The 11,249-nt window shown below is 64.8% G+C and carries 14 protein-coding genes and 1 pseudogene; 9 read left to right on the top strand and 6 right to left on the bottom strand.

Annotated elements, in window-relative coordinates:
• The first annotated feature begins 298 nt into the window (after positions 1-298).
• Positions 299-2,323, top strand: coding sequence for an acyltransferase family protein (locus NKJ37_RS31535; RefSeq protein WP_352551399.1), 2,025 nt, complete (start codon positions 299-301; stop codon positions 2,321-2,323).
• Between the two features lie 110 nt (positions 2,324-2,433).
• On the opposite strand, the gene NKJ37_RS31540 is transcribed toward NKJ37_RS31535, so the two are convergent.
• Positions 2,434-3,030 carry a DUF6456 domain-containing protein gene (locus NKJ37_RS31540; protein WP_352611052.1) on the bottom strand — a complete coding sequence of 199 codons (597 nt, stop codon included), beginning with the start codon at positions 3,028-3,030 and terminating at the stop codon, positions 2,434-2,436.
• A 40-nt stretch (positions 3,031-3,070) separates the two neighbouring features.
• On the opposite strand from NKJ37_RS31540, the gene NKJ37_RS31545 reads away from it, so the two are divergent.
• From NKJ37_RS31545 to NKJ37_RS31555, 3 genes are all read left to right on the top strand, one after another.
• Positions 3,071-3,325, top strand: coding sequence for a hypothetical protein (locus NKJ37_RS31545; RefSeq protein WP_352776410.1), 255 nt, complete (start codon positions 3,071-3,073; stop codon positions 3,323-3,325).
• Positions 3,285-3,566: a DUF982 domain-containing protein gene (locus NKJ37_RS31550; RefSeq protein WP_256746778.1), complete on the top strand. Its 282-nt coding sequence runs from the start codon at positions 3,285-3,287 to the stop codon at positions 3,564-3,566. The genes NKJ37_RS31545 and NKJ37_RS31550 overlap by 41 nt, the downstream gene beginning before the upstream one ends.
• Positions 3,567-3,674: 108 nt before the next feature.
• Positions 3,675-3,983, top strand: a complete 309-nt coding sequence (locus NKJ37_RS31555) for a DUF982 domain-containing protein (protein WP_023813292.1) — start codon at positions 3,675-3,677, stop codon at positions 3,981-3,983.
• Between the two features lie 249 nt (positions 3,984-4,232).
• Here the strand turns inward: NKJ37_RS31555 and NKJ37_RS31560 are convergent, their stop codons facing one another.
• Both NKJ37_RS31560 and NKJ37_RS31565 read right to left on the bottom strand, forming a co-directional pair.
• Complete coding sequence (locus NKJ37_RS31560; RefSeq protein ID WP_352551405.1) at positions 4,233-4,883, bottom strand: GcrA cell cycle regulator; 651 nt, start codon at positions 4,881-4,883, stop codon at positions 4,233-4,235.
• A gap of 114 nt (positions 4,884-4,997) precedes the next feature.
• The gene (locus tag NKJ37_RS31565; protein ID WP_245273285.1) at positions 4,998-5,264 is read right to left on the bottom strand and encodes a hypothetical protein; all 267 of its coding nucleotides are present in this window, start codon (positions 5,262-5,264) and stop codon (positions 4,998-5,000) included.
• Between the two features lie 212 nt (positions 5,265-5,476).
• Here NKJ37_RS31565 and NKJ37_RS31570 point away from each other — a divergent pair, with 212 nt between their 5' ends.
• Positions 5,477-6,181, top strand: a complete 705-nt coding sequence (locus NKJ37_RS31570; RefSeq protein ID WP_023813289.1) for an XRE family transcriptional regulator — start codon at positions 5,477-5,479, stop codon at positions 6,179-6,181.
• 241 nt (positions 6,182-6,422) lie between these two features.
• On the opposite strand, the gene NKJ37_RS31575 is transcribed toward NKJ37_RS31570, so the two are convergent.
• Positions 6,423-6,725 (bottom strand): hypothetical protein, encoded by a 303-nt coding sequence (locus NKJ37_RS31575; protein WP_031213614.1) that lies wholly within the window; start codon positions 6,723-6,725, stop codon positions 6,423-6,425.
• 189 nt (positions 6,726-6,914) lie between these two features.
• Between NKJ37_RS31575 and NKJ37_RS31580 the strand changes: the two genes are divergently transcribed.
• From NKJ37_RS31580 to NKJ37_RS31590, 3 genes are all read left to right on the top strand, one after another.
• Positions 6,915-7,283: a hypothetical protein gene (locus NKJ37_RS31580; RefSeq protein WP_023813287.1), complete on the top strand. Its 369-nt coding sequence runs from the start codon at positions 6,915-6,917 to the stop codon at positions 7,281-7,283.
• A gap of 89 nt (positions 7,284-7,372) precedes the next feature.
• Entirely contained in the window at positions 7,373-7,969 is a 597-nt protein-coding gene (locus tag NKJ37_RS31585; protein ID WP_352441855.1) for a hypothetical protein, read from the top strand.
• Entirely contained in the window at positions 7,966-8,547 is a 582-nt protein-coding gene (locus NKJ37_RS31590; RefSeq protein WP_023813285.1) for a hypothetical protein, read from the top strand. The genes NKJ37_RS31585 and NKJ37_RS31590 overlap by 4 nt, the downstream gene beginning before the upstream one ends.
• A 16-nt stretch (positions 8,548-8,563) precedes the next feature.
• Here the strand turns inward: NKJ37_RS31590 and NKJ37_RS31595 are convergent.
• Positions 8,564-9,045: pseudogene (locus NKJ37_RS31595) on the bottom strand (HIT family protein).
• Between the two features lie 121 nt (positions 9,046-9,166).
• On the opposite strand from NKJ37_RS31595, the gene NKJ37_RS31600 reads away from it, so the two are divergent.
• On the top strand, positions 9,167-9,748 hold the full coding sequence (locus tag NKJ37_RS31600) for a hypothetical protein (protein WP_023813283.1): 582 nt from the start codon (positions 9,167-9,169) through the stop codon (positions 9,746-9,748).
• 29 nt (positions 9,749-9,777) lie between these two features.
• Here NKJ37_RS31600 and NKJ37_RS31605 read toward each other — a convergent pair whose 3' ends face one another.
• On the bottom strand, positions 9,778-11,064 hold the full coding sequence (locus NKJ37_RS31605) for a hypothetical protein (protein WP_023813282.1): 1,287 nt from the start codon (positions 11,062-11,064) through the stop codon (positions 9,778-9,780).
• Positions 11,065-11,249: the final 185 nt, after the last annotated feature.

Genomic DNA, 11,249 nt, shown 5'->3' on the forward strand with positions numbered 1-11,249 from the left:
CGAACAGGATGGAAACGAATCTCCATCCTGTTCGATAGGTCTTACCAGATCCTCATCCAGCCCAACTTAAGTGAACTGCATTACCCTTCGCGGGGCTGTTTTGCGTCTGCCGCAGGGCGCGGCCAAGCCCGCCACGCAACGATCAAGCCCGGCCGGCGCTCCGGCCCATTTCCATTCCTGCTATGTTGCACTGCGACAAAATTGTTTTATGTTGCACTGCGATAAAATTGTTGCATTGCGATATCGGCCTGCCCGGCCGACGTTGCGCAGGGGCTGGGCCTTGCACGAAGGAGCCGTCGTGGCAGCATCGTTCCGGTCGGACATACAAGGATTGCGCGCGCTCGCTGTCGGCGGTGTCGTCGCCTACCATTTCGGCCTCACCGCGCTCCCCGGCGGCTTTGCCGGCGTCGACATCTTCTTCGTCATCTCGGGCTGGCTGATAACAACCCACCTCATGCAGGAGATCGGCGAGACCGGCCGGCTCGACCTTTGGCGCTTCTATGCCAGGCGCGCGCGGCGGCTTCTGCCGGCAGCTTTGTTCGTCATCCTGGTTACGCTGGCCGCCGGCTACTTCATCCTGGCGCCGCAGGAGCAGGCGCTCTATTCGCGCGGCGCCATGTTCGCCTCCGCCTATGCCATCAATCTCTGGCTGCTGCGCTGGTCGTTCGACTATTTCGCCGCCGACGCCACCAGCAATCCCTTCATCCACTTCTGGTCGTTGTCGGTGGAGGAGCAGTTCTATCTGGCCTGGCCGGCGCTGCTTCTGCTGGCCGCCTGGCTGCGGCCGGGCCGGCGAACGGCCGCAGCCGTGATCGGCGTTGCCGGCCTTGCCTCCTTCGCCGCCTGCCAGTGGCTGACCAGCGCGGCGCCGGCCTGGGCCTTCTATTTCTCGCCGCTGCGCGCCTGGGAGTTCGCTGCCGGCGGCCTGGCGACGCTGGTCCCCATGGCTTTGCTGCAGCACCGCATCTGGCTGCGGGCCGCACTTGGCTGGCTCGGCCTGGCGCTGATCGCGACCGCCTATCTCCTGTTGAGCGAAGACCTGCCCTTCCCCGGCTGGTACGCGTTGCTGCCGGTAGCGGGCACCGTGCTGGTGCTGCTGAGCGGCGTCGGCGGGTCGCAGACCAATAGACGGACCGGCTGGCAAGCCCTTGGCCCGGCTACCGCGTTGTCCCTGCCGCCCTTGCAATGGATCGGCACGCTCTCCTATTCGCTCTATCTCTGGCATTGGCCGGTCATCGTCTATGCCGGGATGCTGGCGCCGGACCTTTCCGTGCCGCAGCGCCTTGGCTGTGGCGTGCTGGCGCTCGCGCTGTCGGTGCTCACCTATCATTTGATCGAAGACCCGGCGCGGCGCGGCGCCTGGATGGCGGTGGGCGCCCGCGCCTTTCCCAGGGTCATTCCAGACGCAAAACCGCTTCGCGCTTTTCCCGGCCTTGTGCTGGTTCCCGCGCTGATGCTGACCGGCACCGGCGTGGCGGTCGCCTATGCCAACGCGCATCTGGCCACGCGCAATATCGGCCCCGAGCAGCGCGGCATCGAGCAGGCGGTCGAAAGACCTTCCATCGCGCGGGCCGTCGACAAGAACTGCCTGGCCGACTTCCAAACGGTGACGCCGAAACCCTGCATGTTCGGCCCGGCCGATGCCACCCGCACCATCGTGCTGTTCGGCGATTCGCACGCCGACCAGTGGTCGACGCCGCTGATCGAGGCGGCCAAGCGCAACGACACAAAGGTCATCACCTATCTTAAATCATCGTGCCGCGCCTCGCGGCTCTCCACCTTCAACACCGTGCTGAAGCGCGACTACACCGAATGCGACGCCTGGCGCGAGCAGGCCATATCAGAGATCATCCGCCGCAAGCCGCGCCTGGTGGTGATCTCCGAATTTTCCATCGGCAATCTGACCCGCGACCTGCCCGCCGCCGAACGCACCGCCGAAGTAGCGCGCTGGCAGGCCGGCCTGCGCTCGACCTTGCAGGCCTTCAGCCGGGCCGGTGTCGAGACGGCTGTTATCCGCGACACGCCGATCAACGCCAGCTTCGCCGGCTCCTGCGTGGCGCGCACCCTGTGGTGGCGCGAAGCCCCCTCGCCGCACTGCGATACGCCAAGGGCGGACGCCGCCAACGACAGCACCGCCGCCGCCGAGCGCGCCGTGGTGACCAGCGTACCCGACACCCGCTACATCGACCTCACCAACCAATTCTGCGGCCCGACCACCTGCCACGTCGTCATATCAGGCAAGCTGGCGTTTCGTGACAGGCACCACCTGGCGACGGGCTTTGCCGAGACACTGGCGGGGCCATTGGAGAGGGCCTTGTTTTAGGCGCCTGGGTATCTGCGCCCGGTCCGCATTGTTCATCACATCTTGAGAATCTGTGGAACGGGCTTGATCACGGATCCGGCCGGCATCGCCGGTCGGATCCATTTCACCCCTCACCGCCTCATCATCATCATCCCGTAATGCACTGCCAACAAATCCAGCCCCACCTTCAGCAGCTTCGTCACCACGTTCCGGCCCTCGCCGGTCTGCTCGGCCAGGCGCTTGAGGGAACCGTCCGCGCAGCAGACTTGTCGCACCACGGCGGCCACCTCCCAATGGCCTAGCGCTCTTGTGGCGACGGCATAGGCCCTGCCGGCGTCGAGAACGCTGTCGGCGATGCCGCCGCCATCGCGGCCACCGTCGACGCGCTCGGTCCAGCGCATCGGCTTGACATCAGCCTGCTGGCTGCAGCGGAAATCCTCGCGGTAGCGCAGGCCTGCCTCGCGCTGCTGGCGCGACAGCGAGGTGATGCCGATAAGCGCATCGATGGCGCGCACCCGCACGATGCCGCCGGTCGCGGCGTAGCCGTCATTCGACACTTCGTAGACACGGGCAGCCTCCAGCGTCCCCGCCGCCAGCCGCTTGCGGCCGAAGGCGTCATCCCTGAGCGCGAAATCATGGCCGACCTCGCGGCGTATGCGCACCTGCTCGGCCTCGCCCTTCGGCAATTTCGGCGCCTGCGGTTTTGCGGGTTTGGTCTTTTTGCTCATGGGAGACTCCTGGTTGGGTCGGATGGTGGGAGGCCGGCAAGTGGCGATCCTTCGCGCGCCCTCTGCCCTGCTGGGCATCTCCCACGTGGTCGGCAGAGCGGAGCGGGACGCTGTTCCTTTGGCCTTCAATGAACCGGAGGTCATCGCCCTCTTCGCCGCCGCGCCAGCATCCTTGCCGACCGGCATCCAGGCAGATGGAACCGGCGCGAGCTTTTCGACGTTATGTCGCGTCCATGCCAAGGGGAGGTTCGCCGATGACAGCCTTCATGCCGGTTACCGTGCGCTTTTGCGATAATAAAACCATGCTGGTCAGTTCGGTGGCCGGGGCCGCCGAGGCACTGCGCCACCAATGGCCCGACAAGACAGCACCTGGTTATCTCGAGGCGACGCGGCTGGTTACGCTCGCCGTCGAAGGCACCTGCTGCCAGCGCATCGCATTCGACGCCTTCACCAGGGCGGCCAAGCAACAGAACATACTGGTGGCCAGGCCCAAAAGCCGCGCCCATGACTGGCTGAACGCGGTGGCTAGTCCATGAGGATCGCCAGCCAGCCGAAAAATTGATGCAACCGCCCGCCAGCGGGGCGCGTTTAAGGATGCGGTAGACAGAGCCGCGCGCAAAGCGAAGGTGAACGCGGTGGGTACGATGAAAACCGGAGTGCCGCTCAAAGTGCGGGTGGAGGATGAGGTCGAAGAGATCGACAGCGTCAGCGAAGCCGCCGATTTTCTGCAGCGCTGGCCGCTGGAGCGACGCGGCCATGTCTACCGCAGCGCGCTTAACGCCTGCAGCGCGGCGATCGCCGCGCAGATTTCCGAAGCCGACGCCATGAAGGTGTTTACCGGCTTTGCCCGGGTGACCGGCATATTGATCGCCGAAGGCAACCCGGCGATGGCGATGGACGCAAGGAGCATGCAGAGCCGCACGCCCAAGCAGGGCCGGCAGATGCCGAAGTAAGGTTCTGGCGATTTTGCTCCGGGCTTGATTCATCTCAGATCCTCCACCTCTGTGCGGCGAGGCAGCCCCCTCACCCAGCCTCCGCTTCGTTCGGCTGACCATTCCGGGGCGAGCCACGTGTCTCGCCCGTCCTTCGGACCCCGAGGGGAGAGGAGACTTGCACCGTCGGTGCCCTCCTCTTCTCCCAGCGGGGAGAAGGTGGCCCGAAGGGCCGGATGAGGAGGCTGGCGCAGCAACGGGGGAGCGGGCTCATCCCGCCACAAATACGCGGCGCTGGAAGCGCGCCTGATGATAGGTGCAATAGCTTTTCAGCGCCGTGGTGCGCATGCCGCAGCACAGCATATCGGCGCCCGGCCGGCTGCCTGGCGCATCGTTTTCAGAATCCTCCTCCACCGTCAGATCCAGCGGCGCGCGGCAGCGTGAAAACAGGCAATCGACGAAGCGCATCGCCACGCCATGCGGCTGCCGGCCGATGGCCGCGCGCGGCGGCGCCGGCACCTCCAGGCGATAGGCTACGCCGTCGGCGATCAGCACGCCCGCCTCGCGCACGAACGAATGGGCGCGCCTGGGCCGGGCCACTTCATGCGCATGGATATCCTTGGCGGCAAGCACGCCATGCATCTTGCCGACGGCAGGCGTCGCATTCGCCGACATGCCATCGGCCCGCTTGCTTCCAGCGCGCTTGCCCCCGGCCTGTCTGGCTCGCGGCGGCGGCCCCTTGCCATTGGCAAAGCCGATCGCGCCCAGCATGGCGTTACGATGCACGATGCCGATGATGGCGTCGCGCGACACCGGACTGCCACGCAGCGCGGTGAACGCGACTGCAATCCTGGAGGCTGAAAGCCCGTCCTTCAGCCAGCGGCCGATCTCGTGCAATTCCGCGTCGCTATAGCTTGCCATATACCAGCTCCATCCAAAGTTCGGCCGCGCGCCGTCGGGCAGCGTCAAGGTTCGACCCGGTGGCCGGGCCGCAGTCAGGTTGTTTTTCAAGAGCCGGCTGTCAGCCGGCCAGCCTCAGCCGGATTGGGCCGATTTCCCGCCGGCAAGGTGCAAAAGCCGCGCCTCGGCCGTGTTTCTGTCCAGGGCGGAAACCGCCCTGCCCGTTAGCCTGTCCAACAGGATGACGGTGCCGTCCTCGGTGCGGATGCAGGATCGGCCAGCCGAAAAAACAGCGCCGGCGCCATGCCGGCCGAATTGGGGACCGGAGCCGCTGGGAGCGGCGGCTCCGGCCGTTCCGGTCGCCGGAAACAGGCGGACCGGACCCGAGGCTGGTGCAGTCAAGCACTGAGCCTCGGGCTTCACCCCGGCCGGGGAGGAGGACGGCCGGGGCGGAAGGGAATGGGCGGCGGTTATGACCGCCGGATGCGCCTCGCGTGAGGCCGGCGACTCGGCGCCATCAAAGCTGGACAGGTTTTGCATGACCGGATATAAGCATAACTCGAAAATATATGCAAGCCATTCTTTCATAGACGAGAGCCGCTTTCATCGCTCACATGGGCGCCATGGCAAAAACGGAACTGTCGATCAAGGTCGGGGCGGCGATCCGCAAGGCGCGCAAGCAGCGCGGCCTGGTCATGCGCCACATTGCGGAGCACAACGACACCGATGTCGCCGCCGTCGGCAACTGGGAAACCGGCCGCAATCTGCCCAAGACCGAGAACCTCCTGAAGACCGCCGCCTTCCTGCGCGTCGACCCGGTGGCGCTGGGCCAAGGGCAGGTCGTGTTTCTCGACGATGCCGGACCGGTCGCCGACGCGGAGATCGTCACCGATGCCGGTCCGCTGCCCGCCGGTTCGATGGATATCGAGGTGCTAGGCGCGGCCGTCGGCGGCGACGATGGCGATTTCACCTTCAACGGCGAGCCGGCAGGCTACGTCCAGCGCCCGCCGGGCGTGCGCAACCTGCCGAAGGTGTTCGCCCTGCACGTGCTCTCGGATTCCATGGTGCCGCGTTACGAGCCCGGCGACCTGATCTATTGCGGCGGCCGCGACGCGGTGCCCGGCGACCACGTGGTGATCGAGACCTTCCCCGAAGAAAACGAGCGCAACGGCAAGGCCTTCATCAAGAAGCTGGTCAAACGCACGGCGGGCGAGTTGGTGGTCGAGCAATACAATCCGCCGAAGACGCTGACCTTCAACCGCTACGCCATCAAACATGTCTGGCGCGTGATTTCGCTGAAGGAATTGCTGGGGTATTGAGGAGCGCTTCTTGCCTTCTCCCCTTGCGGGGGTGAAAGGCGGTCCGCACAGCGGACGAAAAGCCAATTGCTTGGCTTTTCGAGCCTTGAACGCCCTGAGCTTGCGAAGGGCCGGGTAGCGCAGGATCCACCTGCCGGGTCCCCGCTGCTTCGCAGCGCCCCGGCGTTCGCTGGCCTTTGATCGTGCCACTGGCACGATCAATTCGCTTACGCGAACCGGCCGTTCACCCTTTCGACAAGACTCAAGCCCGCCGCGCTCCCTCCAGCGGCACCTCGCGATCGCTCAGCATCTGCGCTTCGCTACGCACGCGCTGGCGCTCGTCGATGAAGGCCGCCTGGATCGTAACGGTCGCCCCCGGCAGTCCGTCGGCACGGCAGGCCGAGCAGACGATGCGGCCCGACAGAGCGGCAAGCGGCGTGTTCCTCGTCACGCCGAACCGCTTCAACTGATCGGGCCGCCACCAACGGTTGCGGCCGCAATCCGCGCACTCGACCGAGATCGAGGCGACATGCGCCATTGTTGGTTCCCTGCCCGGCAATGCCATCGCCCCTGCCTCGTCTTTGTTCCTGATTTGTTCGCATATTCCTGTGTTTTGCGCCCGGAGTCGAGTCGCAGTTTTCAAACTTTCCCAGAAGTTTTTCTTCTAAGGTAATTTGAGTTATGCTTTCACGCTGGATATGCAAATGTGAGTCGGAGCACGAACCCGCCCATTGCATCAAACCCGGGAGCGATAATGGACGCCCTTGCCGCCGATTTTGCCCGTTCCTGCGGTTACGCCGGCGACAGCCTGGCCCTGCTTGAAGCCTTCGAAGCCATCCGCCGCAACGGCATCGCCCACGCCCGTCAGGATCACGTCAGGCGCAAGGCGGTGATCGACGCGTTGAAACCGTCGGAGGCGCTGTTCCTGGCCGCGATTGGCCCGGCCCTCTCGGCGGAGGAGGCCATCGAGGACGCCGTCCGCTTCATAGCCTGCTGGCGCAACATACCGCGCTGGCGCCAGGAGCGGCGCCTGCCCGACCTGATCAGGGCCAAGCAACAGCGGCTGGTGGCGCGGTATTTTCGTCGCCATGGCCATCTTCTATGGGCGCGCGAAGCAGCGTGAGGCTGGACCAGCCATTTGCGGGTTCCATCAGCAATTTTTTCTTTCTAGACTGCGCAGGGGTGGCTGATCGTCGACGTGCATAGTTTGGAATGTTCAAGACTGCCCGCTTAAAATTTCAAACCTGGATAACGGCCGGCGCGGGAACCATCGCCGCCCTGTTCGTCGCCGGCCTGATGGGCGCGTTCGGCGCCCTGCCCCCCCACGCCCCGCCGCAATTGCCGCCCGATGCCGGCATCGATGCCGGGCGTTGGCATCTCAAGCCGGTGCGTGCATATGTCAGCCGCGCCAAGGTCTATGGCGTGCCGCTGAAACCAGGCCAGAAGGCGCTGGTGCTGGAGGTCGACCTGACCAATCGCACGGCGCAATCCGACAAGGCCTATTTCAATGTCTTCACGCCGGACGGACTCGCTCTGCTCGACGGCCTGCCGATGATCGCGCTGACCCGTGATTCGACTCTGACGCCGGAACTGCATCCCGGCATGACCGAACGCATGGCCTATGTCTGGCCGCTTGCCGGCGACGCCATCGTGCCGGCAAATCTCAGCTTCGGCATCATCGCCGAGCTCTTCAAGCCGCGCGACAACCTTTACGGGACGCCCGGCTGGTTCAATCCCACTCGGCTCGGCACCGTCACCTTGCCCGTCGTCGACCTGCCCGTGGCAGACTCACGGAAAGGCGGCTCATGAATATCCGGGCCATCGGCAATCTCCTGATCCTCGCCACCACCGTGGCGCTGAGCTACGGCATGCAGGTGTCGAAGCCGCATTATGCCGAGCTCACCGCACCGATCCCGGTCGACGGCGCCGTCCACGACACGGTGCGGGCGCGCAGCTTCGCTGTCCGCCTCGACAGAGTGGTCTTTGCCCGCACGCTGAAGAGCGACCAGTTCGGCCAGGAGAAGCTTTTGACGACCAGCGGCCTGTGGGCGGTGGTGACGACCAGTCTCACCGCCACCAGCACCTCCACCACGGTCGCCGACGGCACCTGGCAAGGCCCGACCGGCCTGCGCTACCACCAGAGCGAACGGCTGGGCTACCGCCAGGACATGCCGCCGCATTCCATTGATCCGGGGTTGGAAAGACGCGGCCTGTTCATCTTCGAGATGCCGCCCGACCAGATCCCCGGCGCCAGCCTGCTGGTCGCCGCGCGCCGGTTCGGCCCGCTCGACGCCCAGGCCCGCATCAGCCTCGACGCGGTGCCGACCGGCGCCGATGGCCAGCCAGCGGATGTCTTGCCGCAATACGATCTTGATGCGCGACTGTAGGAAGGGGCGCGCAAGCCTAACTGCCCATGACCTGGCGCAGCAATGCAATCACTTCCGCAACAGAAGGACCTTCGACAGGGGGTGGATCGGCCCGCTCACAAAATTCCCTCCAAATAAACAGCGTGAGTTCCGCGCCATCGGTGCCCGGTTCGCTTGACGCATCAGTGAACTGTTCAAGGATCGATATCGATGGTCGGACCAGAAGAGCCGTTCGACCCAGTCATAGACAGGTATCAGGTGAAAATGGAACGAATGACCCGGAGAATGGCCGTAGCGACTGATGTAGAGCCGGTTAGGCCGCAGCCGCGACGTCAATGCCTTCTGAGCTTCCGCAAGCAATGGGCCCAATTCGGCCAGAGCCGCTTGCGGCAGTTCCAAGAGGTTGTTGGTCGGCAGCTTGGAACCAAGCACCAGGTACCCGGGCAGAGCAGAGTCAGTCCGGTGGCTCAGGAGCCAGAAATCCGTCGCGGAAATCTGAAACGGTTCGGGACTCTGCAAATTTTGTTCTCCGATGCAGGGAGCTCAATCGTTTCAGAGTAACCCAGCTTGAACCCAAAGCAATTCCGCAGCGCAGTTTGCGCTCGAAACTCTCAACACTGAGCAAGACCAAGGCAAAGGCATGACCGCAGTTTCGACCGATCTCGAACCAGCCGCCGACGAAGGCCGAGAGACCGAGAAAAAATGGCGCCGGCGCGGTCTTGCCGCGCTCGCTATCCTGCTGCCGCTGACGCTGGCCGAGACCAGCTATGACAGCGTCCGTGAATGGCTGCACGGCGACGACCTCATCGCCAGGGATGTCGAGTTCGGCCAGTCCGTGCCATTCGGCGGCAGCGAGTGGCGGCTGGCCGATCTGCGCGGCGGCAAGGCCGGCCGCTTGCCCGACCACGCCTTCGCCGTCATCGCCACCTTTGCGGTAACGGTTGGCGACCCCGATCTGCAAAAACAGTGGCTGGGCTGCAAGGTGATACTGACCGACGCCGCCGGGCGCCGCTGGCTGTCCGACTTCATCTCCGGCGTCGGCCTGCCGGACGGCGTGATGAACTGCACCTCGGCGATCTTCTCCGGCGCCAAGAAGGGCGAAATCATCACCGTGGGCGAAACCTTCATCGTGCCCGAGGACGCCATCAAGACCATCCGCCCGGCTGTCGGATTGGGCAGCGAGCGGCCGTGGTTCCTGCGCTTTCAGAGGCCGCCGAAGTGAGCGTCCTTCTCCCCGTAAACGGAGAGAATTCACTTCCCCGCCCGCTTCGCCATCGAAAACGCTGTCTCCAGCACGGCGGCGAGAAAGCATATGCGCAGCGGCTCGATCAGGATGCCGGTGGAGGAATCCTGGAACGGGCTGCCGAACAGCAGCGTCACGCCATGCGAAAAAATCTGCCAGACGTCGAGCTCGTGCGGACCGATCAGCCGCGTCGTGCCCAGCCATAGCCAGGCAGCGCCCCAGTCGAGCAAGCGGTAGCCGACGACCAGCGTGCACAAAAGCACCAGACTGGAGCTGACTGTCAGCCGAACCCCGTTGGCGATCGGCAGATAGCGCGAGCGGTAACCGGCGATGAAATGCTCGACGAAATCACGCAGGAATTTCGGCAGGCCGACATAGCGCCGGCCGGCGCGCTCCAGCCGGCCGTGCACGCGCATCAGGGCGGCATCGTCGCGCACGTCATAGCCATAGATCAGCGCCGCCATCACCAGCCAGATCAGCGGCAGCAACATGAAGAAGAACAGGTTGACGGCAACCGTCGATGGCGCGATCGACTCGACCGGCACCATGGGGGCGGCCGAGGCCATCGGCACCGGGTTCGCCAGCCCGTCCACTGAGGCCTGCAGGGCCGACCAGAAATTGCGGCTCATCAGCCATTGCAGCGCCGAGTCCTTCCAGCGGCTGATCACATAGAGGCCAACGAAGATCCAGTTGGTCTCGCAGATCACCACGACGATCTGCCAGAACGAGGCGGCTTTCGTTTTCGTCTGCATGAATTTGGCCAGCCGGTGGATCAGCCAGGACACCGCCACCGAGACCAGCAGCCAGCGCGAATCGAGCACGTCGAGCACATTGGCGCTCTGGCCGAAATCGGCCTGGTCGAGCGTGGCGCGCGAATATTGGCGAACGATGTCGCCCAGAAATCCCCAGGCCGCGTAATAGGCGAAGAACGGCAGCAGCGCGATGGTGATCATCCGCACCAGCCGCGAGCCGCGCCGGTCCACAGCACCCGGCTCCTTGACGGCTTGCGCCTCGGTGGTTGCGGCCTTGTCCGCGCTGCGCTGCGCGGCCAGCACATGCGGCAGGCCGGGGCGCAACACATGGAACATCGCCACCGTCACCACCAGCTGCGCCAGCGCCACCAGCGTCAGCATCGCCAGCCCGGCGAAGTGATTGGCCAGCGCCACCTTCGCCGCGAGCTGCATGAGGAGATCGCCGACCAGCACGCCGGCCAGCACGAGTGCCACGAGTTGCGGCCAGAACCGCCGCAGCAGCGAAAAACTCAAGGTGATCGGTCTGATGATATCGGCAAACATGAGGTTCTCTCACGATGCCACCCGCCCCAGGTCTTTCTAGCAAAGCATGCTTGTTTTGCAAGAATGGGGGTCCCTAGCAAGCGCAGGTGCGAGGCACCCCCCTTGTATCTACACGAGAGAGATTTCGTGGGATTAGAGCGATTGAGCCAAGGTCCGGGCGGCCGCCCGGACCTTGGCTTGGCGAA

It is taken from the genome of Mesorhizobium sp. M0140, from assembly GCF_040322475.1.
Lineage (GTDB): Bacteria > Pseudomonadota > Alphaproteobacteria > Rhizobiales > Rhizobiaceae > Mesorhizobium.

Coding starts and splice junctions, on each gene's coding strand:
- NKJ37_RS31575 (WP_031213614.1), bottom strand. CDS start 6,725: ATGGCATTGCCGGGCAGGGAACCAACAATGGCGCATGTCGCCTCGATC.
- NKJ37_RS31580 (WP_023813287.1), top strand. CDS start 6,915: ATGGACGCCCTTGCCGCCGATTTTGCCCGTTCCTGCGGTTACGCCGGC.
- NKJ37_RS31550 (WP_256746778.1), top strand. CDS start 3,285: ATGACAGCCTTCATGCCGGTTACCGTGCGCTTTTGCGATAATAAAACC.
- NKJ37_RS31570 (WP_023813289.1), top strand. CDS start 5,477: ATGGGCGCCATGGCAAAAACGGAACTGTCGATCAAGGTCGGGGCGGCG.
- NKJ37_RS31560 (WP_352551405.1), bottom strand. CDS start 4,883: ATGGCAAGCTATAGCGACGCGGAATTGCACGAGATCGGCCGCTGGCTG.
- NKJ37_RS31540 (WP_352611052.1), bottom strand. CDS start 3,030: ATGAGCAAAAAGACCAAACCCGCAAAACCGCAGGCGCCGAAATTGCCG.
- NKJ37_RS31600 (WP_023813283.1), top strand. CDS start 9,167: ATGACCGCAGTTTCGACCGATCTCGAACCAGCCGCCGACGAAGGCCGA.
- NKJ37_RS31555 (WP_023813292.1), top strand. CDS start 3,675: ATGAAAACCGGAGTGCCGCTCAAAGTGCGGGTGGAGGATGAGGTCGAA.
- NKJ37_RS31585 (WP_352441855.1), top strand. CDS start 7,373: ATGTTCAAGACTGCCCGCTTAAAATTTCAAACCTGGATAACGGCCGGC.
- NKJ37_RS31605 (WP_023813282.1), bottom strand. CDS start 11,064: ATGTTTGCCGATATCATCAGACCGATCACCTTGAGTTTTTCGCTGCTG.
- NKJ37_RS31590 (WP_023813285.1), top strand. CDS start 7,966: ATGAATATCCGGGCCATCGGCAATCTCCTGATCCTCGCCACCACCGTG.